The organism is Gordonia sp. NPDC057258 (assembly GCF_042668985.1).
Classification (GTDB): Bacteria; Actinomycetota; Actinomycetes; order Mycobacteriales; family Mycobacteriaceae; genus Gordonia; species Gordonia hongkongensis.
In genome coordinates this window covers 52,298-74,268 of the sequence record NZ_JBHUXZ010000004.1, presented here as the reverse complement: position 1 = coordinate 74,268, position 21,971 = coordinate 52,298, and the positions used below count along the sequence as shown (strand labels likewise).

21 protein-coding genes and 1 riboswitch are annotated in these 21,971 nt (G+C 68.4%); of the genes, 9 read left to right on the top strand and 12 right to left on the bottom strand.

The annotated features are described in order from the left end of the window. Window positions 1-40: 40 nt before the first annotated feature. From folE to hpt, 3 genes are all read right to left on the bottom strand, one after another. Window positions 41-652 carry a GTP cyclohydrolase I FolE gene (gene folE, locus ACFUEJ_RS04755; RefSeq protein WP_058249891.1) on the bottom strand — a complete coding sequence of 204 codons (612 nt, stop codon included), beginning with the start codon at window positions 650-652 and terminating at the stop codon, window positions 41-43. A gap of 9 nt (window positions 653-661) precedes the next feature. Continuing rightward, window positions 662-3,052, bottom strand: coding sequence for an ATP-dependent zinc metalloprotease FtsH (gene ftsH, locus ACFUEJ_RS04750; protein ID WP_058249890.1), 2,391 nt, complete (start codon window positions 3,050-3,052; stop codon window positions 662-664). A 171-nt stretch (window positions 3,053-3,223) separates the two neighbouring features. Continuing rightward, entirely contained in the window at window positions 3,224-3,787 is a 564-nt protein-coding gene (hpt, locus tag ACFUEJ_RS04745) for a hypoxanthine phosphoribosyltransferase (protein ID WP_058249889.1), read from the bottom strand. 334 nt (window positions 3,788-4,121) lie between these two features. On the opposite strand from hpt, the gene ACFUEJ_RS04740 reads away from it, so the two are divergent. Beyond that, window positions 4,122-4,826, top strand: coding sequence for a glycine zipper family protein (locus tag ACFUEJ_RS04740; RefSeq protein ID WP_388027847.1), 705 nt, complete (start codon window positions 4,122-4,124; stop codon window positions 4,824-4,826). 27 nt (window positions 4,827-4,853) lie between these two features. On the opposite strand, the gene tilS is transcribed toward ACFUEJ_RS04740, so the two are convergent. From tilS to dacB, 3 genes are read right to left on the bottom strand one after another with little or no spacing between them, the layout of a single operon-like run. Beyond that, window positions 4,854-5,786: a tRNA lysidine(34) synthetase TilS gene (tilS, locus tag ACFUEJ_RS04735; protein WP_388027844.1), complete on the bottom strand. Its 933-nt coding sequence runs from the start codon at window positions 5,784-5,786 to the stop codon at window positions 4,854-4,856. Then, complete coding sequence (locus tag ACFUEJ_RS04730; RefSeq protein WP_388027842.1) at window positions 5,783-6,898, bottom strand: zinc-dependent metalloprotease; 1,116 nt, start codon at window positions 6,896-6,898, stop codon at window positions 5,783-5,785. Before ACFUEJ_RS04730 ends, tilS begins: the two co-directional genes overlap by 4 nt. Then, window positions 6,895-8,298 carry a D-alanyl-D-alanine carboxypeptidase/D-alanyl-D-alanine-endopeptidase gene (dacB, locus tag ACFUEJ_RS04725; protein WP_388027839.1) on the bottom strand — a complete coding sequence of 468 codons (1,404 nt, stop codon included), beginning with the start codon at window positions 8,296-8,298 and terminating at the stop codon, window positions 6,895-6,897. Before dacB ends, ACFUEJ_RS04730 begins: the two co-directional genes overlap by 4 nt. 164 nt (window positions 8,299-8,462) lie before the next feature. On the opposite strand from dacB, the gene ACFUEJ_RS04720 reads away from it, so the two are divergent. Next, on the top strand, window positions 8,463-8,975 hold the full coding sequence (locus tag ACFUEJ_RS04720; RefSeq protein ID WP_058249886.1) for an inorganic diphosphatase: 513 nt from the start codon (window positions 8,463-8,465) through the stop codon (window positions 8,973-8,975). A 162-nt stretch (window positions 8,976-9,137) separates the two neighbouring features. Here the strand turns inward: ACFUEJ_RS04720 and ACFUEJ_RS04715 are convergent, their stop codons facing one another. Then, window positions 9,138-9,638 carry a hypothetical protein gene (locus ACFUEJ_RS04715; protein WP_058249885.1) on the bottom strand — a complete coding sequence of 167 codons (501 nt, stop codon included), beginning with the start codon at window positions 9,636-9,638 and terminating at the stop codon, window positions 9,138-9,140. Then, entirely contained in the window at window positions 9,635-10,561 is a 927-nt protein-coding gene (locus tag ACFUEJ_RS04710) for an aminotransferase class V-fold PLP-dependent enzyme (protein ID WP_058249884.1), read from the bottom strand. The genes ACFUEJ_RS04715 and ACFUEJ_RS04710 overlap by 4 nt, the downstream gene beginning before the upstream one ends. Before the next feature lie 19 nt (window positions 10,562-10,580). Further along, window positions 10,581-10,694, bottom strand: a riboswitch (SAM riboswitch). Window positions 10,695-10,801: 107 nt separating this feature from the next. Here ACFUEJ_RS04710 and ACFUEJ_RS04705 point away from each other — a divergent pair. Further along, window positions 10,802-11,878 carry an isochorismate synthase MenF gene (locus ACFUEJ_RS04705; protein ID WP_058249883.1) on the top strand — a complete coding sequence of 359 codons (1,077 nt, stop codon included), beginning with the start codon at window positions 10,802-10,804 and terminating at the stop codon, window positions 11,876-11,878. Window positions 11,879-11,928: 50 nt separating this feature from the next. Continuing rightward, complete coding sequence (locus tag ACFUEJ_RS04700; protein ID WP_058249882.1) at window positions 11,929-12,873, top strand: ERCC4 domain-containing protein; 945 nt, start codon at window positions 11,929-11,931, stop codon at window positions 12,871-12,873. A gap of 83 nt (window positions 12,874-12,956) precedes the next feature. Here ACFUEJ_RS04700 and ACFUEJ_RS04695 read toward each other — a convergent pair whose 3' ends face one another. The 3 genes from ACFUEJ_RS04695 to ACFUEJ_RS04685 are packed head-to-tail and all read right to left on the bottom strand — an operon-like array spanning window position 12,957 to window position 15,051. Continuing rightward, window positions 12,957-14,174 carry an O-succinylhomoserine sulfhydrylase gene (locus ACFUEJ_RS04695; protein WP_058249966.1) on the bottom strand — a complete coding sequence of 406 codons (1,218 nt, stop codon included), beginning with the start codon at window positions 14,172-14,174 and terminating at the stop codon, window positions 12,957-12,959. Continuing rightward, window positions 14,171-14,584, bottom strand: coding sequence for a rhodanese-like domain-containing protein (locus tag ACFUEJ_RS04690; RefSeq protein ID WP_058249965.1), 414 nt, complete (start codon window positions 14,582-14,584; stop codon window positions 14,171-14,173). The genes ACFUEJ_RS04695 and ACFUEJ_RS04690 overlap by 4 nt, the downstream gene beginning before the upstream one ends. Further along, window positions 14,581-15,051 carry a hypothetical protein gene (locus ACFUEJ_RS04685; RefSeq protein WP_065629636.1) on the bottom strand — a complete coding sequence of 157 codons (471 nt, stop codon included), beginning with the start codon at window positions 15,049-15,051 and terminating at the stop codon, window positions 14,581-14,583. The genes ACFUEJ_RS04690 and ACFUEJ_RS04685 overlap by 4 nt, the downstream gene beginning before the upstream one ends. 170 nt (window positions 15,052-15,221) lie before the next feature. On the opposite strand from ACFUEJ_RS04685, the gene ACFUEJ_RS04680 reads away from it, so the two are divergent. Together ACFUEJ_RS04680 and ACFUEJ_RS04675 are read left to right on the top strand one after the other, a co-directional pair. Further along, window positions 15,222-16,247: an ABC transporter substrate-binding protein gene (locus tag ACFUEJ_RS04680; RefSeq protein WP_205333821.1), complete on the top strand. Its 1,026-nt coding sequence runs from the start codon at window positions 15,222-15,224 to the stop codon at window positions 16,245-16,247. 180 nt (window positions 16,248-16,427) lie between these two features. Continuing rightward, the gene (locus ACFUEJ_RS04675; protein ID WP_205333822.1) at window positions 16,428-17,825 is read left to right on the top strand and encodes an FAD-dependent oxidoreductase; all 1,398 of its coding nucleotides are present in this window, start codon (window positions 16,428-16,430) and stop codon (window positions 17,823-17,825) included. A 224-nt stretch (window positions 17,826-18,049) separates the two neighbouring features. Here the strand turns inward: ACFUEJ_RS04675 and ACFUEJ_RS04670 are convergent, their stop codons facing one another. Further along, window positions 18,050-18,556: a hypothetical protein gene (locus ACFUEJ_RS04670; RefSeq protein WP_078112747.1), complete on the bottom strand. Its 507-nt coding sequence runs from the start codon at window positions 18,554-18,556 to the stop codon at window positions 18,050-18,052. Window positions 18,557-18,826: 270 nt separating this feature from the next. On the opposite strand from ACFUEJ_RS04670, the gene ACFUEJ_RS04665 reads away from it, so the two are divergent. The 3 genes from ACFUEJ_RS04665 to ACFUEJ_RS04655 are packed head-to-tail and all read left to right on the top strand — an operon-like array spanning window position 18,827 to window position 21,836. Further along, window positions 18,827-19,870: an iron ABC transporter permease gene (locus ACFUEJ_RS04665; protein WP_078112651.1), complete on the top strand. Its 1,044-nt coding sequence runs from the start codon at window positions 18,827-18,829 to the stop codon at window positions 19,868-19,870. Further along, the gene (locus tag ACFUEJ_RS04660) at window positions 19,867-21,000 is read left to right on the top strand and encodes a FecCD family ABC transporter permease (RefSeq protein WP_388027829.1); all 1,134 of its coding nucleotides are present in this window, start codon (window positions 19,867-19,869) and stop codon (window positions 20,998-21,000) included. The genes ACFUEJ_RS04665 and ACFUEJ_RS04660 overlap by 4 nt, the downstream gene beginning before the upstream one ends. Beyond that, a complete protein-coding gene (locus ACFUEJ_RS04655) occupies window positions 20,997-21,836 on the top strand; it encodes an ABC transporter ATP-binding protein (protein WP_065629583.1) in 840 nt (279 codons plus the stop codon). Before ACFUEJ_RS04660 ends, ACFUEJ_RS04655 begins: the two co-directional genes overlap by 4 nt. Window positions 21,837-21,971 lie beyond the last annotated feature (135 nt).

Here is a 21,971-nt window from a genome sequence, read left to right as displayed (position 1 = left end):
CGGTGCACACCGCCGCCGGCGGGGACTGCGTGCGCCTGCGTCACCGGGTGATCAGGTCGAGGGCTTCGCCGCGGGACACCGCACTGGTCTTGAAGATGCCGCGCACCGCCGACGTGGTGGTCGTCGCGCCGGGTTTGCGGATACCGCGCATGGCCATGCACAGGTGCTCGGCCTCGATCACCACGATCACCCCGCGGGGCTCGAGTCTGCGCATCATCGCGTCGGCGATCTGGCTGGTGAGCCGCTCCTGGACCTGCGGACGCTTCGCGTACAGGTCGACCAGGCGCGCCAACTTGGACAGCCCGGTCACCCGGCCCGAGGTGCCGGGGATGTAGCCGACGTGGGCGACACCGTGGAACGACACCAGGTGATGCTCGCAGGTGGAGTACATCGGGATGTCCTTCACCAGCACCAGCTCGTCGTGGTCCTCGTCGAACGTCGTGGCGAGGACCTCATCGGGCTCGGTGTACAAGCCGGCGAACATCTCCCGGTAGGCGTTCGCCACCCGCGTGGGCGTCCGGATCAGACCTTCCCGATCCGGGTCCTCGCCGACGGCGAGCAGCAACTCGCGGACCGCAGCTTCGGCGCGTGCCTGGTCGAAGTCGGACCGGGGTCCCTCGAGTACGGCGTCCCGCCGCTCGCTGATACTCATCCGGCCACTTTACGAACTCGGACGCGAGTCGTCGTCACCGGCGCGATGACCCCAGCCGTTCGTGTCGCCGTTGCGACCCGACCGCGGGTCGGGCTCGGGTGGCCAACCGGGTGCGGACCAATCGCGCGGCGCGCCGTAATCCGGACGCGTGCCGCCCCCGTACGGCCCACCCGACCCGGGTGCCGCCGTCCGGCCGTTGCCCGGGTCCGGATACTGCGGGTTGGGGTAGTTCGGGTTCGGATACTGGGGGTTCGGATATTGGGGATTCGGATAGTGGGGGCCGGGATCGGCCGGCGGATATCCGTGGTCGGGGAACCGCGGTTCCGGATTGCCCTGCGTCGGGGGTGTCGGACCACCCGGCTCGGGATACATCGGCGGGTAGTTCGGCACTTGGCCGGGGACCTGCGGCCCACCGGGATAACCGGCACCCACCGGCTCGGGGATCTTGGCCTGCTCCGGCGGCGGCCACGGCTCACCGCGTTCGATCGCCAGCTCTCCCGGCGTCTTCACCGGCGGTTTGTCACTCGGAGTGCGTTCGCCGAAGTCGTTGAACGCGGTGATCCGCGGACGCTTGTCGACGTCGGCGAAGATCTTCTCGAGGTCCTTGCGGGTCAGCGTCTCCTTCTCGAGGAGCTGCGTCGCGAGCACGTCCAGGGTGTCCCGGTACTCGGTCAGGATGGCCCAAGCCTCGGTGTGCGCGGCCTCGATGAGCCGGCGCACCTCGTCGTCGATCTCGCTCGCGATTTCCGCGGAGTAGTCGGTGTGCGAGCCCATGGACCGGCCGAGGAACGGATCGCCCTGGTCCTGGCCGTAGCGCACTGCACCCAACTTCGAACTCATGCCGTACTCGGTGACCATCGCACGCGCGATCTTCGTCGCCTGGTCGATGTCCGACGACGCGCCGGTCGTCGGCTCGTGGAAGACCAGTTCCTCGGCGGCACGGCCGCCCATCGCCATCACCAGCCGCGCGATCATCTCCGAGCGGGTCATCAGGTCCTTGTCCTGCTCGGGGACGGCGAGCGCGTGGCCGCCGGTGCGCCCGCGCGCCAGGATCGTGACCTTGTAGATCGGGTCGAGATCGGGCATCGCCCAGGCAGCAAGAGTATGGCCGCCCTCGTGATAGGCGACGACCTTGCGCTCGTGTTCGCTGATGATCCGGGACTTGCGGCGCGGACCGCCGATGACCCGGTCGACCGCCTCTTCGAGGGCCTCGGCGGTGATCGTCTGCTTGTTCTCCCGTGCGGTGAGCAGCGCCGCCTCGTTGACGACGTTGGCCAGATCCGCTCCGGACATGCCGGGCGTGCGCTTGGCCAGACCGTCGAGATCGGCGTCGGAGTCGATCGGCTTGCCCTTGGCGTGGACCTTGAGGATGGCCCGGCGACCGGCCATGTCGGGGTTGCCGACCGGGATCTGCCGGTCGAATCGGCCGGGGCGCAGCAGAGCCGGGTCGAGGATGTCGGGGCGGTTGGTGGCCGCGATCAGGATGATGCCCGAGCGGTCGCCGAAACCGTCCATCTCGACGAGGAGCTGGTTGAGCGTCTGCTCACGCTCGTCGTGGCCACCGCCGAGACCCGCGCCGCGCTGCCGGCCGACGGCGTCGATCTCGTCGACGAAGATGATGCACGGACTGTTGTTCTTGGCCTGCTCGAACAGGTCACGCACGCGCGACGCGCCGACGCCGACGAACATCTCGACGAAGTCCGAACCGGAGATCGTGAAGAACGGGACGCCCGCCTCGCCGGCCACCGCGCGGGCCAGTAGCGTCTTGCCGGTTCCGGGAGGGCCGAAGAGCAGCACACCGCGCGGGATCTTGGCGCCCAGCGCCTGGTACCGCGTCGGGTTCTGTAGGAAGTCCTTGATCTCGTAGAGCTCTTCGACGGCCTCGTCGGCGCCCGCGACGTCGGCGAAGGTCGTCTTCGGCATGTCCTTGGTGAGCTGCTTGGCCTTCGACTTGCCGAAGCCCATCACGCCGCCGCGGCCACCGCCCTGCATACGGCTCATCACGAAAAAGAACAGACCGAACAGCAGGATCATCGGCAGCACGAAGATGAGGATCTGCCACAGGACGGACTGCTCGTTGACGTTGGTCGTGTACGGGGCGCCGGTGCCCTGGACGGCCTCGAAGACCTGGTCCCCCGCCTGCGCCGGGTACTTGGCGCTGATCTTGTCGGCGTCGGCGTCGTTGACCTTGATCGGGGTGTTCAGCTCGATGCGCAGCTGCTGCTCGCGGTCGTCGATGCTGATGAACTTGGTGTTCTTGTCGTTGAGTTGCTGCAGTGCGACAGAGGTGTCGACGCCGCGGTACTCCCGACCGGAGTCGCTCATCACGCTCCAGCCCCACAGGGCGAGCAGGATGAGCGCCAGGATGGCGAGGTTGCGGAAGACTGTCTTACGGTTCATGCCAGTTGGTGGGGGTCGTGCGGGCTCACGGGATCGAGTCCCGGTGCCGACGCCGTTCCCATGTCCTTCCCGTCGACGTACACATTGAGGCTACCGGTCAACGATCGCGCTGGTGAAACCGTTCCCTCGCAGGTCGGACACGCGGGCGCCGCGTCATGCGCCGGCGATGGATCAGTGCGTGTACACCGACGGCTTCAGTCGTCCGATGTAGGGAAGGTCGCGGTATCGCTCCGCGTAGTCGAGGCCGTATCCGACGACGAACTCGTTGGGGATGTCGAACCCGACGTCGGCGACCCGGATGGTGGAACGCACGGCGTCCGGCTTGCGCAACAGAGCGCACACCTCCAGGCTGCGTGGCGACCGTGTGGCGAGATTCTTCATGAGCCAGGACAGCGTCAGACCGGAGTCGATGATGTCCTCGACGATCAGGACGTCGCGTCCCTCGATGTCGCGGTCGAGGTCCTTGAGGATGCGGACCACACCCGAGGACGAGGTCGACGACCCGTAACTGGAGACCGCCATGAACTCCATCTGCGACGGGATCGGAAGCGACCGGGCGAAGTCGGTCATGAACATGATCGCGCCCTTGAGGACACCGATGAGAACCAGATCCTCTTCGATGTCGGCGTAGCGCGACGCCACGGACTGGGCGAGTTCGGCGGTGCGCTCCTTGATCTCGTCCTCGGTGATCAGGACAGCGTCGATGTCGGCGGCATACGGATCGGCAAACTGCACGGTCCCAGCTTCGCATGTTTCGGCCGCACCGCGATGAACGGGGGCCGCACCGGGGTCGTCGCCATAGGCCGAAGAAATGACCGACCGTCCACCTGGGGGTTTTCCGAGAAATTCCTGCTCACATCATTGTCGCCCTTTCATATCGATATTTCGCCGAATTGCCGTGCAGATAACGGTCGCATAACAAGTCGCCACACCGGCACCAATCCGAGTGGTTGCGTTTCGGAGTGGATCAAGCGTCTGACATTCTCGAGAACAGAGATCTGAGTAACCAGGCCTCGAAATTCCCCTCCCTTCTCACGCCCTGTCCCCGTGTGGACAAGAAGGAGCGCTCGTGTCCCCCACTTCGCGTTCTCCCCTGCGCAGAAAACGTTTCAGCGCCATCCTGTGCCTGGTCACCGCGGTCGTCACCGTATTCGCCGCGACCGCCGAAGCCGCACCTCAGCGGGCCTCCGCCGCGACCTACGATGCGTCGTGGAATGCCTCGGCGCTCACTCTCACGGTGCACAACGCGTCGGTCAGCACGGCGAACGGAAATCTGACGATCCGGGACACCGCCGGCGCGGAACTCTTTCGCATGCCGCTCATGTATCGCAGCGAGTATCGGCAGTTCCCGATCGACACGCGGACCACGGGAAACAAGGTGACCCTCATTCCGTCCCGTGAGGTCGCACGTTCGACGACACTCAATCCGACCGCGGTCGATCAATTACGCGGGGCGGCCCGACACAATGTCGCGGCGCCGCAAACGCGCCAGGAGCGCGACGACCAGGCGCTCGAACGTTTCCGTTCGCAGCTCGCCGCGGGAACGTCGATCGGGACATTGGTCGGAACGATCGTCGGTGCCATTGTCGGCGGAGTGATCGGGTGCGTCATCGGTCTCGCAGCAGCCGTGGTGGGTTGCCTCGTGGGTGTCGCTCCGGCGGCGGCCATCGGCGGCCTGGTGGGACTCTCCCTGGTCGGTGGCGGCACGCTCATCGGTGCCGGCATCCACTACTTCCAGACGATCAACTCGCCGTTCACCCCGCCGCGTCGCTGATCGCCCGGGTCTTCACGACGGTCCGTCTCACCTCGCGGTGAGGCGGACCGTCAGTGTTTCCCCGGCACGTACGACGACGCGTCGTGCTCCGGGGTCGCCGCCGATGGCCACCTGCGACCGTGCGTTCCCGGTGGTCGCCATCAGATCGTCGACGGCCGAGATGACGCGGTGCGTCGGTTCGGTGGCGCCGACGCCGAGCAGCCAGGCGCGCAGGACACGCGTGCGGACCGCGAGCGGCACGGCGAGCAGCGGCGCAACCGCCAGCCCCTCGTCGCGCCCGGCCTCGGCGAAGACACTTGCCGCCCACTCGTCCAGCGCGTCGTTGTCGGCCCGCAGGCCCTCGGCGGTCCGGCCCAGCGCGTCGACGACTCCGCCGTGCAGGACCTCCTCCAGCAGCGTCAGCACCTCGGTCCGCAGACGGACGCGGGTGAACCGCGGATCGTCGTTGTGCGGATCGCGATGGGGCACGAGACCGAGTTCGGTGCAGGCCGCCAGCGTCTGCTGCCGGCGGACGCCGAGCAACGGCCGGGCCCAGGGGTCGTTCCACGCACGCATGCCGGCGATCGACCGCGCCCCGGAACCCCGGGCCAACCCGAGCAGCACGGTCTCGGCCTGGTCGTCGGCGGTGTGGCCGAGCAGGACGGGACGATCCGCACGGGCCTCGTCGAGCGCCGCATACCTGGCGTCGCGCGCACCGGCCTCGAGGCCGCCACGGCGCCCGACGCGCACCGGTAGCACCCGGACGCGGGCGCCCAGACCCCCTGCCACCTCTCCCGCCGTCGCGGCGACCTGTGCGGAGTCCGGCTGCAGTCCGTGGTCGACGATCAGCGCGGTGACGTCCAGACCGGCGCCGACGGCGGCTGCGGTCAGCGCGAGCGAGTCCGGTCCGCCGGAGAGGCCCACACAGACCTGCGGCCCCGAGAGATGAGCGGCCGCGAACTCCGCGACCGCCCGTCTCACAAGACCCGCTGAATCCATGCCTGCGGGTCGTCGATCTCGCTCGGCAGCGGCATCGTGTCCGGCGAGGTCCACACGACGTTGAACCGCTCCATCCCGACGGCCTCGACCACCACGTCGACGAAGGCCTTGCCGCGGATGTACTGCGCGAGCTTGGCGTCCATCCCGATGAGCGCCCGGATGAGTCGCTGGACCGGGTTCTGGGGAGCGGTGCGTCGTTTGTCGAACGCGGCTCGGATGCTCGCCACCGACGGCACATGCGCCGGACCCACGGCGTCCATGACATGGTCGGCGTGACCCTCGAGCAGCGTGCCCAGGACCATCATGCGTTGGAAGGCGGCGTGCTGCTCCGGGCTCTGCAGCAGTTGCATCGCCCCGATCACACCCTTTTCGCGCGGACCGTCGGAACCCTTGAGCGCCTTGGTCATCCGCGTGACGATCTCGGTGGTCGACTCGCCGGCGTCGGAGGTCAGCACGGCCACGTTGTCCTGCATGTAGTCGCGCAGCCACGGGTTGGCCGAGAACTGCACCCGGTGGGTGACCTCGTGCAGGCACACCCACAGGCGGAAGTCCGACGGGATCACCTTGAACTGACGTTCGACGTTGATGATGTTCGGCGTCACCACCATCAGCACACCCGGTTCGCCGGTCTCCGGGTCGGGCGTGAACGGGTCGTACTGGCCGAGGATCGCGGTGGAGAGGAAGGCGAGCAACCCGCCGGCCTGGAGGCCGCCGAATCGGGCCCCGAGTCCGGGCGATCCCGCATCGATCGACTCGTCGGAGCCGAGCATCGAGCGCATCGACCGGGACGCGGCGTCGATCCACCCGGCCCGGTCGAGGACCCGGGTGGTCGGTACGCGCAGGCCGTCGGCGAGCCCGGTGACCTCACGGACCGGGGCTTCGGCCCGGGTCGCGGCGTCGGCCAGTTCCGCACGGGCCGCCTCGTAGGTGTAGGCCGTGGTCTTGGGACCGGGACGGGCGAGACGTTTCGCGGTTGACGCCGCGAGCGACCAGTCGATCTGCGACCCGATGCCCGGTTGACGGTCGGCGGTCTCGGCGACCTCTGTGGTCCCGGCGTCGGTGACGTCCGACCCGGCGGTTCCTGAAGTGGTCATCGGCACCCGCACTCTCTCAGTTGACCCACCACGGCGTCGAGGGCGGGTCGCGCGTCCGCCGGCGAGGTGCCGCCGGACATCAGGGCGAACGACAGCACGCGGCCGTCGACTGTCTGCACTATGCCGGTCAACGAACTGACCCCGGTGAGTGTTCCGGTCTTGGCGCGCGCCCAGCCCGCGCCCGGGTTGCCGGGGGCGTCGAACCGGTCCGCGAGCGTGCCGGTGCCACCGGCGATCGGCAGCCCGTCGAGCATCGGGCGCAGCGCCGGCCGGCTGGGTCCGCTCGCGGCCGTCATCACGGCGTCGAGCAGTTCCGGCGTGGTGCGGTTGGCGTACGAGATCCCCGACGCGTCGTGCAGGGTGGTACCCGCCCACTGGTCCGGGAACATCGACGACAGCACCTGTTCGATCGCCTCGACGCCGCCGGCGTGCGTCGGCGGCCCGCCCCGGTGCACCGACAGTTCGATGGCAAGCGTCTCCGCGAGCACGTTGTCGCTGTAGCGCAGCATGTCGTTGACCCGGGTGACCAGCGGCGCCGACTGGACCTTCGCGATGACGCGGTCGTTCCCGGATGCGGGTGCGCCGGAACCGGTCACCTCCGTGACGGGACCCTCGACGCCGAGAGCCGCGGCCAGCGCCTCGCCGGCCATGATGCCCGGGGCCGCGGTGCGCGGCGAGTACTCGTCGAGCGGTTCGAGCCGGGCGCCGTCGACCATCAGCGATTCGATCGGCGCGATGTCGCCACCCTGGATGTCCCGGCGGTCCCAGGTGGTGTCCATCGTCGGACCCGAGAACGCGCGCAGGTCGACGGCCACCGACGTCACCGGGATCTCGGTGTCCTCGATCTGCCGCGCCAGGTCGGCGATGCGACCGGGGTCGGTGTAGAAGGTGTCGGTGCCGGCGGGCTGTGCGGACAGGGTCGGGTCACCCGCACCTCGGAGGATGATCTGCCCGTTGCTGCCGGCCACCACCGTCGTGGTCAGTCGCTGATCGTGCGGCACGGCTTCGAGCACGGCAGCCGCGGTCAGGATCTTGGCGTTCGACGCGGGGATCCGCGGACGCTCGGGGTTGCTGGTCCACAGGACGGTGCCGGTCAGCGAGTCGCTGATCATGCCGGTGAGTTCGCCGAGCGCCGGATCCCGCAGTGCCGGCGCGATGGCCCGCGACACACCGCTCGGCGTGGGCTCCGGCGCGGAGGCGACCACCGGGTCGATCCGGGGGTCGACGGCGATCGCGGCGGGCTGCGGGGGAACCCCCGGCGGCAGTTCGGGTTCCCGGTCGAGCCGGAGCGCGATGACCACCGAGGCCGTCGCGACGAGGGCCAGGATCACCACCGCGGTGATCGTCCACCACAGAAGTCTCCGACCGGAACGACCGCCGTTTCGGGTGGATGCGCCCACAAAGCCTCCGGGTCTCTCGCGGTTGACGGTCGATGGAACGGCCCGGACATACGCACAACGAGGGGTACGAACATCGAGGTCGCCGGACCAACAGTATCGTTGGGGCAGCGTGCGGGCGTTTCGGCCCGACGCGGCATCCCCGATCAAGACTGCCAGGAGGAACTGTGGAATTCGATGTGACCATCGAGATCCCCAAAGGTGGCCGCAACAAGTACGAGGTCGACCACGAGACGGGCAAGGTCTACCTCGACCGCTACCTGTACACCTCGATGGGCTACCCGGCCGACTACGGCTACATCGACGGCACCCTCGGTGAGGACGGCGACCCGCTCGACGCGATGGTCCTGCTCCCCGAGTCGGTGTTCCCCGGCATCATCGTGCGCGCACGGGTCGTCGGCATGTACACCATGACCGACGAGGCCGGTGGCGACGACAAGCTGCTCTGCGTCCCCGCCAAGGACGTGCGCTGGGACCACATCAAGGACATCTCCGACGTGTCCGAATACGAGCTGGGACCCATCGCCCACTTCTTCGAGCACTACAAGGACCTCGAGCCGGGCAAGGAGGTCGACCCGGGCGGATGGGTCGGCCGCGACCAGGCCGAGAAGATCGCACAGGAGGCCATCGATCGCCTCGCTGCGCACCCCGACGCGGCCAACGAGCCCTCGCGCGGCTGATCTCTCCCACACACGAGACCGCCGGCACCATCATCCGAGATGGTGTCGGCGGTCTTGTCTGGTCACCAGGTGGCTTCGACTCGGCGCCTCGACCTCCACGCGCTCCTTCGTCGCTTGCTCGGCCCGGCGGCTACGCTCGGTGCCGGCTCAACCAGCAGTGGGTCAGGCCACGCGGTACCGCTGCTCGGCGAGCACCGGCAGGATCTGTTCGCGGATGCGGCGTTCGGTGGCCGCGCCGTCGATCGGGATGAGGATCACGGCGTCGGCGACCTCGGCTGCGTAGATGTCGCGGACCAGCGTGATCAGTCCGTGTGTCGTCCCGATGTAGCGGATGGTCCCCGAGCCCGTCTCCGACGACGCGTTCACCGCCGCAGCAGCGGCCGTGCGCGCCGACGCGGCGTCCGGCGCGACGGCCACCTCCACCTCGAGTGCGACCACGAAATTGGCCTGATCGTGGCTGCCGGCCCGGAGCAGGGAGCGGGCGCGCTGCGCCTCGCGGAGGGTCTCCCGCCGCACGACGATCGGAAACGTCTGTGCGAGATCGTCTCCCGCGAGCGCGATCTGGAATCCCGGACGTCCGATGCTGATCGGGGCCGTCGGGGTGGCAGTCTGTGCGGCGATCACGGTGCCGCGGTCAGCACGTGCGTCGAGTTCGATGGTCATCTATTCACCCCTGGTCGAGTTCGGTCGGTCTGTTCGGTTCGCGCCCGGAATGCATCGAGAATCCGGTCGATGTCGTCGACGGTGGTGCCCGCTCCGAAACTCGCGCGCACCGTGTCGGCCGGCGGTGCGAGGCCGTCGACGGTGTAGCCCGCGACTCCCGCGCGGTCGGTGGAATCGGTGAAGATCCGCAGCGGCGTGAAGCTGCCGATCGCGGCCAGGCCGGCGTCGAGACGTTCGGCGAGGCGGCGTTCATGCAGGCCGATCGTCTCGGGTCCGAGATCGGCGAGCACCCGACACGCCTCGGCGACCGCGATCGCCCCGGGAACGCCGTCGGCGTCCGGCGAGGCATCGACATCGGCGGCGTCGAACCAGTCACGACGACCGATGAGAACGCCGGCGCCATCCGTCCTACGACCTGGTTCACCGAACGCCAGGTAGTCGATGCCGTGGCTGACGACGGAGACGGGCCGGTGCCCGACGAGTTGCGCGGCGTCGACCAGGATGCGGGCCCCGGACCGGTGCGCGAGCGAGGCGAGCCGGCCGATCGGCAGCACCTCGCCGGTGATGTCCGATACCGCGGTCACGACCAGGAACGATGCCGGCGCCGAGGCGAGCTCGGTCTCCAGCGCGACCAAGGTGTCCTCGATGGTCTCGCAGGCCGGGACGAACCGCGCCCGGTCGCGCCCCTGCCGTGGTGCGCACCACCGCAGCAGGTCGGCGCCCTGCCCGATGTCGAGGACGACGACGTCGCCAGGAGTGATGCGCGCCGCGAGGTCGAGGGCAACGGCGGCATCGCGGGTGAAGACGACGGTGTCGTCGACCCGCGCACGGACGAACTGCCGCACCGATTCCCGGGCGGCGTCGAAGCGGACGTCGACTGCGGGCGACAGGCGACCGGCGGGTGCGGACAGGACAGCGGTCACGGCAGGAAACTCCTCAGACAATTCGCGCTTGCCGCGTCCGGTCGGTACGCGGCCGGGTCGTCACCCGGAGCACCCCACCGCGAAGGAGGGTTGCCGACCAGCGAGCCGGGGCTTGTCACTGGCACTCATGACCTACGACCAAGGGTCGTCGATCTCGCGCGGACGTGTCAATTTTCACTCAACGTGATCGGAAGTTAGGGCACACTTACCTGTAGCGTGTCAGGGGTGTCAGCGACTGATGTGTTCGTGTTGTCCCGCCCGCACGGCACCGTGCGGGGCATGGGCGCGGTCCGTGCGTTCACCGACGTCGACGCCGCCTCGGCCGCCCTGCGCGCCGGGACCGTCGACGGTCTGACCGGCGCGATCCCCTTCGACCTCGCCGAGCCCGCCGCGCTGGTGGTGCCCGAAGTCCTGCACGTCGACGCGGCGCCGCTGGCAGGCACACCACCGCTGACGCGCACCCCGGTGTCGACGACCCTGCACCCCACGGCCGACGAGCACCGCGAACGTGTCGCACACGCGGTGAAGCGGATCGTCGCCGGCGACGTCGGCAAGGTCGTACTCGCCCGCAGCGTCGACATCGTGCTCGACGCCGAGGTCGAGCCTCTGCAACTCCTCGACGCACTGGCGGGCGGCAATGCCGGACACAACGCATTCGGTGTCGATCTCGGCGCGGCCACCGGCTCGGGTTCGTGGCTGTTGGGCGCGAGTCCCGAAGTGCTGCTGCGCAAGTCGGGTTCCGTCGTCACCTGCCACCCGTACGCGGGATCGGCGCCGCGGTCACCCGACCCGGTCGTCGACCGCGCCGCTGCCGACGGATTGTTCTCCTCGGCGAAGGATCTCGCCGAGCACGCCTTCGTCGTCGACCACCTGCGAGACCGGCTGGGACACCTCTGCGACGACGTCGACGCGCCGTCGACCCCGCAATTGCAGTCGACCGGGGAGGTCTGGCATCTGGCCACCCCGATCCGCGCGCGGCTTCGGGACCCGGCGACCACTGCGCTCGATCTCGCACTCCTGCTCGGCCCCACCCCGGCGGTCTGCGGCACGCCGAGTGATGTTGCTGCGCAGATCATCCGCGAGGTCGAGGGTGAGCGCGGCTTCTATGCGGGGGCGGTCGGCTGGTGCGACGCCGCCGGCGACGGGGAGTGGATGGTCACCATCCGGTGCCTCGAACTCGAGGCCGATCGTCGCAGCCTCCGGACGTGGGCCGGCGGCGGTATCGTCGAACACTCCGACCCGCAGGGCGAACTCGAGGAGACGGCGTTCAAGCTGCGGACGGTCCTGAACGCGTTGGGCATCGCCGCACTCGACTGAGCGGATCAATTGCGGACGCGCGCGATCTTCGCCCGTTACGCTCGTCGATGATGCCCGACGACCTGATCATCGCCCGAAATCCGGAACAGGGCTCCTCACTGCCCTTTCTGGTCCGGATTCCGCTCGGCAGTGACGGGATCGTCTTGAAGGTGAGGGAGACCTGGCCGCGAACCAGCAAGGTCTATTGTCATCGCGCCGACGAATGGCCGACCACACCGCAGATCGTCGAACGTCTTCCGGTTCGGTCGGTGACGCGGCGCGGGGCGGCGATCGATCTGGTGCTCGACCGCGCTCGCGAGAATCGGTCACAGTTCGTCGTCACGCGGGCTCGCGGACGCGAGATGATCTTCTGGCAGACGCGCAAAACCACCAAGCAGGCGCGTCCAAACGTCACGCTTCCCAAGGCTCGGGCACACGGCCAGGCGCTCGAGATCGTCGTCGACACAGGCGAGAAGTACGCCTACTCCTTCGGTCATCAACAGGCGACCACCACTCGACACCGCCTCGATGCCGGCGATTACGCGATCGTCGAGGACGACCAGGTGGTCGCCGCCGTCGAACGCAAGTCGATCGACGACCTCGGCAACGGTCTCATGAAGGGAACTCTCACCTACCAGTTGGCAGGTCTCGCGGGACTCCGACGCGCCGCGGTGGTCGTCGAAGCCTCATACAGCAAGGTGTTCACGCGCGAATACGTCAGCGGCGCCGCGCTGGCCGAGGCAGTCGCCGAGGCGCAGGTCCGGTTTCCGACCGTGCCGATCGTCTTTTGCGACAACCGCAAACTCGCCGAGGAATGGACCTACCGCTGGCTCGGTGCCGCGCTACACGAATGGCGGCTCACCGTCGGCAGCGAGCCCATCGTGCAGGGCCTGCACGGTCCACCGGCGACACCGTCGGAGATCAGGGCGTGGGCTCGCGCCCAAGGGATCGAGGTGCCCTCCAAGGGACGGATCCCGAGTACGGTGCGAGCGGCCTGGGATCGCCGGAACGACTGAATGGCACCACCCTCCGGGGACTCGGCCCCGCTCACCGAGGCGGATTCGCGCTGTGCCGCAACGGAATACGTCAGCGCTTACCCTCACCCCAGCGCGTGGTCCAGGTCGCCCAACAGGTCGTCGACCCCTTCGAGGCCGACCGACAGCCGCACCACCGAGTCACTCAGACCGATCGCCGCGCGTCCCTCGGGACCCATCGCACGATGAGTGGTGGTCGCCGGATGCGTGATCAGCGACTTCGAATCTCCGAGATTGTTGGAGATGTCGACGATCCGCAGGCCGTTGAGGACCTCGAAGGCGCGCTTCTTGCCGTCGATGCCGTCGTGGTCGTTGAGCTCGAAGGTCACCACCGTGCCGCCGCCGGACATCTGCGACTTCGCCAAGTCGTACTGCGGGTGTGACTGCAGGAAGGGGTATTTGACCCAGCGCACGCGCGGATCGCTCTCGAGGAACTCGGCGATCCGCAGCGCCGACGACACCGAGGCGTCGACGCGCAGACGCATCGTCTCCAGCCCCTTCACGAGGGTCCAGGCGTTGAACGGACTGAGTGCCGGACCGGTGTGTCGCATGAGTTGCTGCACCGGACCGTCGACGTACTCCTTGGTCCCGAGTACCGCGCCACCCATGACGCGCCCCTGGCCGTCGATGTGTTTGGTGCCCGAGTAGACGATGACGTCGGCGCCGAGTTCGAGACCCCGCTGCAGCAGCGGGGTGGCGAAGACGTTGTCCAGCACCACCTGTGCGCCCGCGGCGTGCGCCATCTCGGACACCTTCACGACGTCGACGAGGCTCTGCATCGGGTTCGACGGTGTCTCGAAGAACACCGCGTCGGTGGGCTTGGACAGGGCCCGCTCCCACTGCTCGAGGTCTTCACCGTCGACGAACTCGGTCTCGATCCCCCAGCGCGGGAGGATCTCGTTGCAGACCACGAAGCAGGAACCGAACAGGCTGCGGGCGGCGACGAGACGGTCGCCGGCCTTCAACAGTGCACCGAGCGCGACGAACACCGCGGCCATGCCGCTCGCGGTGGCGAAACACGCCTCCGCGCCCTCGAGCCGGCGCAACCGCTCCTGGAACATCTCGACGGTCGGATTTCCGTAGCGCGAGTAGACGAATCGTTCGTCCTCGCCGGTGAAGGCTCGCTCGGCGGCCTCCGCGGAGTCGTAGACGTAACCGCTCGTGAGATAGAGCGCCTCGGCCGTCTCGTGGAAACCCGAACGCGCCAGCCCGCCGCGAACCGCGATCGTGTCAGCCGAGAGCCCTTCAGGCAGTTCACGACTGACGGGCAGATCAGAACTCACGATTGCCTCCACGGCAGGTTCTCGGCACGCCAGCCCGACGTCCCGCGGTGGTCGTTCTCGTCGAGGGCGCCTTCGAACCCGTCGATCACGTTGTATGCCTTCGCGATACCGTCGGCGGTCGCGGCCTCCGCAGCGCCGATCGACCGGTGCCCCGAACGGCAGATGAAGATGACCTCCTGGTCGTCGGAGACACCGGAATCACGCAGCTGTGCCACGAAGTCGTCGTTGCGACGCCCCTCGGGGAAGGTGGTCCACTCGGCGAAGATCGCGCGCTTGCCCAGGACCTCGAGGTCGGGCACGCCGACGAACGACCACTCCGCCTGCGTGCGACAGTCGACCAGCACCGCATCCGGGTTGTTCTCGAGCTTCTCCCACGCCTCGCGCGGGGTCAGGTCACCGGCATAGCTCATGAGGAACACACCTTCCACTCGCCGTTCTCGCGCACCACGATCGTGTCCACGACGTTCACGTCATCGGGGGTCTTGTCATAGTGCCAATGAACCTTCGCGGTCGCCCGGTCACCGTCGACCACCAGCTCGGTGATCTCCGGGATCTCGATGTGACCGTTGGCGAGCAGCGACTCCCGGTTGTCGGCGAGGAACTGTTCCTCGGAGACGAAGTCGGCCGCCTCGACGTCGGCCGCGCAGGTGTTCGCCCGGTATTCGCCGAAGTTCGGACCGTTGCGCGCGGTGTAGATGTCGTTGATCGCGTACTGGACCTGAGCCGAGTCGCCGGCCCGGTCCTCGGCCGGACGGGTCACATTCGACAGCACGACGCCGAGCACCACGAGTCCCACGACGCCGGCCGCGACGAAGAACGGCCAGGCGTTCTTCCACGACGGGGGCTTCTGGTCGCCCTCACCTGCAGCTTCGGCCATGGCGGGCAGTCTATCGAGCGTCCCGGCGGCGGTTGAGACCGGCGTCGTCGGAGCCCGGACGCACCGGGCAGAGCGCCGAACGACGTCGACATCGAACACGTCCTGCGTAAGGTGGCCCTAAGTTCCGCGGCGAACGACGTCGCCGACCGCAACGACCAGCGAGGACCCGGATGCGCGCTTCCACCCACCGTTCCCTCATCCTTCTCGTCGGGCTGCTCGCGGCAGCCCTGGTGGTGACCTCGTGTTCGCCGCCGGACGAGACGGTCGACTCCGGCACGGCCCAGGTCCCCGCGCCCGAGGCCGGCGCGATCCCGGTCACCGTGCAGCAGGCCTACGCCCCCGCGACCGTCGACCAGGCACCCAAGCGCGTCGCCGCGATGGGCGTGGGTGACGGCGACACCCTCCTCGCACTCGGTGTCACCCCCACCACGATCGCCCCGTTCGCCGACCCCGACCAGGCGTCGGCGCCGTGGAACGCCGAACTCCTGGCGGACTCCGACCCGGTGGTGCTGCCGAACGCGTCCGGCGCGTTCGGCGACGAGATCCCCAAGGCGCTGGCCACCGAGCCCGACCTCATCACCGCCGTCGGCGCCGATCCCACCCGCGACCAGTTCGATCTGCTGAGCAAGACCGCCCCGACGATCCTGCGGCCCGCCCAGTTCCAGCCGTGGCAGGTGCCGTGGGACGCGCAGACCCGCCAGATCGGTACCGCCGTCGGCCTGCCCGAACTCGCCGATCGCAAGGTGACCGAGACCGAGCAGTTCCTCGCGAACGTGCGGGAGCAGAACCCGCAGCTGGCCGGGAAGACGGCGGTCGTGGTCACCGCCAGCCCCACCGGCGGCGTGTCGATCTACGGCCCCGGCGACGGGCGCGGACAGACCCTCACCGGTTACGGACTCACCTTCCCGCCCGCGCTGCAACCTTCGGTGACCAGCGGTTTCTACGGTGACCTGCCGGCCGAGAGCCTGAACCTGCTGGACTCGGCCGACGTCGTCGTCGCCGTCGACTGGCAGGGTTCCAACGACCGGCTCAAGTCCAACGCGGCGTTCAACCGGCTGGCGGTCGCGCAGTCGGGCCGCGTGGTCTATCTGCCCCAGGAGGTCGGCAGCGCGATGTCGGTGCCGACGGTCCTGACGATCCCGTGGGTCGCCGAGCAGGCCGTCGGACCGATCGCCGCGGCCGCCGGCAAGGCGTAGCGGGCCCGAACCCGCCGGACACCGCGCACCCGCCGAGTGAGGGTTACCTCACAGACGGATTTTGGTCGGGGACAGCAAGCGCCTACCGTAGAAGGGATAGGCCTTATCCATACGCGCGGACCTGGGGGTCACCGAGATTTGCTTGTCCTCGCGTGCTGAGCAACGGAAGACACCTACTCCATGAGCGACAACAGCCGCCCGCTGCGGGTTGCGATCGTCGGTGCCGGTCCCGCCGGGATCTACGCCGCCGACGCGTTGATGAAGTCCGACACCGCCAAGGACCGCGGGGTCAGCATCGATCTGTATGAGCGCATGCCTGCTCCGTTCGGTCTGATCCGTTACGGCGTCGCACCCGACCACCCGCGTATCAAGGGCATCATCACCGCCCTGCACAAGGTCCTCGACAAGCCCCAGGTCCGCCTGCTCGGCAACGTCGACTACGGCACCGACATCACCATCGACGAACTACGCGCCCACTACGACGCGGTGATCTTCTCCACCGGCGCCACCGACGACCGCGCCCTCGACATCCCCGGCATCGACCTCGACGGCAGTTACGGCGCCGCCCAGTTCGTCGCCTGGTACGACGGCCACCCCGATTTCCCCCGCACCTGGCCCCTCGAGGCCGAGAAGGTCGCGGTCATCGGCGTTGGCAACGTCGCCCTCGACGTCGCCCGCGTGCTCGCCAAGACCGGCGACGAACTGCTGCCCACCGAGATCCCCGCCAACGTCTACGACGGACTCAAGGCCAACAAGGCCGTCGAGGTCCACGTGTTCGGCCGCCGCGGACCCGCCCAGGCGAAGTTCACCCCGCTCGAACTCAAGGAACTCGACCACTCCCCCAACATCGAGGTCATCGTCAACCCCGAGGACATCGATTACGACGAGGGATCGGCCGTCGCGCGCCGCGGGTCGAAGATCACCGACCAGGTCGCCACGATCATCGAGAACTACGCGATCCGCGAACCCAAGCAGGGCGCGATCCACAAGCTGTTCCTGCACTTCTTCGAAAGCCCCACCGAGATCCTCGGCGCCGACGGCAAGGTCGTCGGTCTGCGCACCGAACGCACCCAGCTCGACGGCACCGGCAACGTCAAGCCCACCGGCAAGACCACCGACTGGGAGGTCGGCGCGGTCTACCGCGCGGTCGGCTACCTCTCGGACAACCTGCCGCAGATCCCGTTCGACTCCCAGGCCGGGGTCATCCCGAACGAGGCCGGACGCGTCTTCGACGAAGGGCAGCAGCTGACCGGTATCTACACCACCGGTTGGGTCAAACGCGGCCCGGTCGGCCTCATCGGCCACACCAAGGGCGACGCCAACGAGACCGTCGACTGCATCCTCAAGGACATGGAAGCCGGCACGCTGCTCGACCCGGCCCACCCCGGTGAGGACGCCATCGTCGAACTCCTCGAGTCCAAGAACATCCCCTTCACCACCTGGGACGGCTGGTACCGCCTCGACGAACACGAACGCGCCCTCGGCGCCGCCGAAGGCCGCGAACGCGTCAAAGTCGTCGAACGCGAGGACATGCTCGCCGCATCGGAGCCGGACAAGGTGTCCCGCCCGTCCGCGTGATCCACCCCGCCGGCTGAGCCCACCCCCGCCGGCTGAGTCCACCCCCGCCGGCTGAGCCCACCCCTTCCGCCGGCTGAGCCTGTCGAAGCCATAAGAGCGGCGGCCGAGTTCTCTCGGTCGCCGCTCTTTCGCATGCGCCCGGCGGGTGCGGGGGCGTCCTCCCCGCACGCCGCCCGGCGCGAATGGCTCAGTTGTGGTGCATTCTCAACTGTCGTCGGATGAGGTCAGCGACCCGGAATCGCCGGCACGCCGGCGACGTCGGTGCCACCGCCGGTCAGGGCGGCTGCTGAAGCGGAGGAGCCCGTACCGAATCGGTCCAACGGGTTGTCGATGCGCCGGACGTTCCACCAAAAACCGGCGTTGTCGGTCAGGTTCTCGGCGTAATCGGAGATCGCGTACCCCGCGATGGAGGACGGGAAGCAGCCGAACCAGGTGGTCTTGATGGTGAGCGACTCGTTCTTCTTCAGCAACGACTTGAACTTCGTCGCGCCGTTGATCTCCTGCAGCGTGACGTTACGGAAATCGCCGTCACGCGCGGTGACGCGCATGAACCGGGTCATGCTCCACGCCTGATTCCACGGCGTGCCAGGGGCTGCGAACTGGCAGTAGACCCCGCCCGTCATCTGGAGGTTGGGAACGGCGGCCTGTGCCGGCGCGGCACCCACCAACGATCCACCGGCGATTCCTGCAGCGACCAGAACCCCTGTGAGAGCCCGTTTCAGCGATTTCATCGATCCTCCTCGTTCGTAGGCGACACTGTGTTTCCCGACGTCGCCGTCGTGGGAGCGGTTCACGCCATCCCACCCGACGACCGGTCTTGCTGCGGTCGGCCCGAGATACCCACCGACACCGGGACTATCGACCCAGCCTGAGCGAAGTGTTACCGCGCGCACAGCGATCCCTCAGGTTTCGTCGGCAATTCGTTATACGAACGACACCGACGACCGAGCTCGACGCCGCGCATGACGAAGCGTCGACGAAGGTTGGTAAGGTTTACCTTCGTGCGCCGATCCCTCCGACTTTTCGGAATCCCGCTGCTCCTGGCGGTCCTCGCAGCGCTGGTCGTCGCGTCGGTTCTCTTCGGCACCCGACCGGTCCCGCTCGACGAGATCTGGCCCAGCTTCACCGCTGGTCTCGAAGAGATCTGGAACGCGCTGATCAACCTACGGATGCCGCAGGTGCCCAAGGATTCCGATGTCGACGGCATCGTGTGGGATCTGCGCGTGCCGCGCACTCTGCTCGGCCTCGCCGCCGGACTCGCGATCGGCGCGGCCGGTGCCATCACCCAGGGCCACACCCGCAACCCGATCGCCGATCCCGGCATGCTCGGCGTCAACGCGGGTGCCGCCTGCGCGGTCGTCGGCGGCATCTACCTGCTGGGCATCACCAGTCCGATCGCGTTCATGTTCTTCGGTCTCGTCGGAGCGATCATCGCCGCCACCGTGGTGTTCGGACTGTCGTCGCTGAGCGGCTCGAGCCCACTGACCCTGGTCCTCGCCGGCACCGGCCTGACCGCGATGCTGACCGCCATCACGTCCGCGATCGTGCTCGTCGACACCAATTCGCTGGACCAGTGGCGCTTCTGGAGCGTCGGCTCCACCGCGGGTCGGGGCATCGACGTGTTCTGGGCGAGCCTGCCGTTCATCACGGTGGGCCTCGTCCTCGCGCTGGCGAGCGGCTTCTTCCTGAACGTCCTGAGCCTGGGCGACGACATGACCAAGGCCCTCGGTTCCCGTGTCGTGCTCATCCGCGCCCTCGGCGTCCTGACCATCACGCTGCTCATCGGCGCGGCGACCGCGGCGTGCGGGCCGATCGTGTTCCTGGGCCTGGTCGTACCGCATATCGCCCGCGCCTTCGTAGGCGCCGACTATCGGTGGATCATCCCGTATTCCGCTCTGCTGGGCGCCATCCTGCTCGTCGGATGCGACATCCTCGGCCGGATCGTCGCCCGTCCGGGCGAAGTGCAGGTCGGCGTCATGCTGGCACTGGTGGGCGCACCCTTCCTCATCGTCATGGTCCGCCGACAGAGATTGGGGACCGTGTGAATCCGCCGACCTCCATCAAGACCGACATCACGTCCGGAACCACGACGAAGGGCCGGATCGCACCGCACCCCGGCGGTTATCGGATCGCCGTCGAACCGCTGTCGATGGTGGTGCGACCACGGATGCTCACCGTCGCGGTCGTGTCCACGGCCGTCACGGTCGTCCTGTTCCTCACGAGCGTCGGTGTCAGCGACTTCCCGCTGACCCCCGTCGACGTCGCCCGCATCCTGCTCGGCGGCGGCACCCGCGTCGAGAACGTGGTGGTCTTCGACGTCGCGCTGCCCCGAGCGCTGGTCGCCCTGCTCGTGGGATTCGGTCTGGGCCTTGCGGGTTCGATTACCCAGCTGATCGCCCAGAATCCCCTGGCCACACCGGACATGCTCGGCATCACCGCCGGCGCGAGCGTGGCGGCGGTGACCGCCATCGCGTTCTCGACCACCAGCTGGGGTGCCTGGCTGGGCGATCTCGGCGTCCCGGCGGCGGCGATGATCGGCGGGTTGCTCACCGCGGTCGCGATGTACGTCCTCGCCTGGCCGGGTCGCAAGGCCAACAGCGGCATCAACCCGTTCCGGCTCGTGCTGATCGGCGTCGGGATGACGTGGTTGCTGCAGGCGCTGACCCAGTTCCTCCTCTCGCGCGCCGACATCCGGGATGTGGCTCGTGCGCAGGTGTGGATCGTCGGGTCGGTGTCCAACGTCGGCTGGTCCAACGTGTGGCCGGTCGCCGCCGGTGTCGTCGCGAGCATCATCGTTGTGGTCGTCCTGGCCCGCCAGATCGGGATGCTCAGCCTCGGACCCGATCTCGCCCGCGGACTCGGAGTCCGGACCGGCGCGGTGTCGACGACGCTGCTCCTGACCGCGGTTCTGGTGAGCGCGCTGAGCGTGTCCGCGGCCGGGCCGATCGCTTTCGTCGCGCTGCTGGCCCCGCAGATCGCGCTGCGGCTGGCCGGTACCGCCGTGCCCACGCCGCTCGTGTCCGGTGTCATCGGTGCGTCGTTGGTACTGGGCGGCGACCTGCTGGTGCGTACGGTTCTGCCGGGCGGCCTCCCGGTCGGCATAGTCACCGCGGCGATCGGCGGCCCGTTCCTGATCTACCTGATGATCGTCATGTCCCGAAAGGCGAGCGTATGACCGCGTCATCCCTCGAATCCCCTGCCACCACCGCCCGATTGCGGGGCGTCGGACTGACCGTCGGCTACGACGAACGGATCGTCATCGACGGCCTCGACATCGACATCCCCGATGGTCAGGTCACGACGATCATCGGTTCCAACGGATGTGGCAAGTCGACACTGTTGCGTTGTCTCGCACGGCTGTTGCCACCCCGGGCCGGTGCGGTCTACCTCGACGGCGACGACATCTCCTCGGTCCGGCCCAAACAGGTCGCCCGCACCCTGGCGATCCTGCCGCAGAATCCCATCGCGCCCGAAGGGCTCACCGTCGCCGATCTGGTGGGGCGGGGACGCCATCCGCACCAGCGCTGGTTCGCGCAGGCCAGCGCGGCCGACGAGGCGGCGGTCGCGCTGGCGATGGAGATGACCGACACCCTCGACCTCGCCGACCGCACCCTCGACGCCCTGTCCGGCGGTCAGCGGCAACGGGTCTGGATCGCACTGACGCTCGCACAGGACACCGATCTCATCCTGCTCGACGAGCCCACCACCTACCTCGACCTCGCACACTCCATCGACGTCCTCGACCTGGTCCGCCGGCTCCGCGACGAGCACGGCAAGACCGTCGTCATGGTGCTGCACGACCTCAATCTGGCCGCGCGCTACAGCGATTCGCTGTTCGTCATGCGCAACGGAGCCATCGTCACCACCGGCTCGCCCACCGAGGTCATCGACGCCGAGACCCTCGACGCGGCGTTCGGCCTCCGGGCGCACGTCATGACCGATCCGATCACCGGTGGCCCGCTCATCGTGCCGCTGGACTCCCGGACCCGCGCTACCCCCACCGCTCCCTGATCCGAAGCGCGGCCCCTGCTCCCTGCTCCCTGCTCCCTGCTCCCTGAGGTGCGAGCGAAGCGAGCCACGAAGGGCTTCGCAACGTGTCTCACCAGGCCCTTCGTGGCTCGTCGACCTCGACGCGCTCCTTCGTCG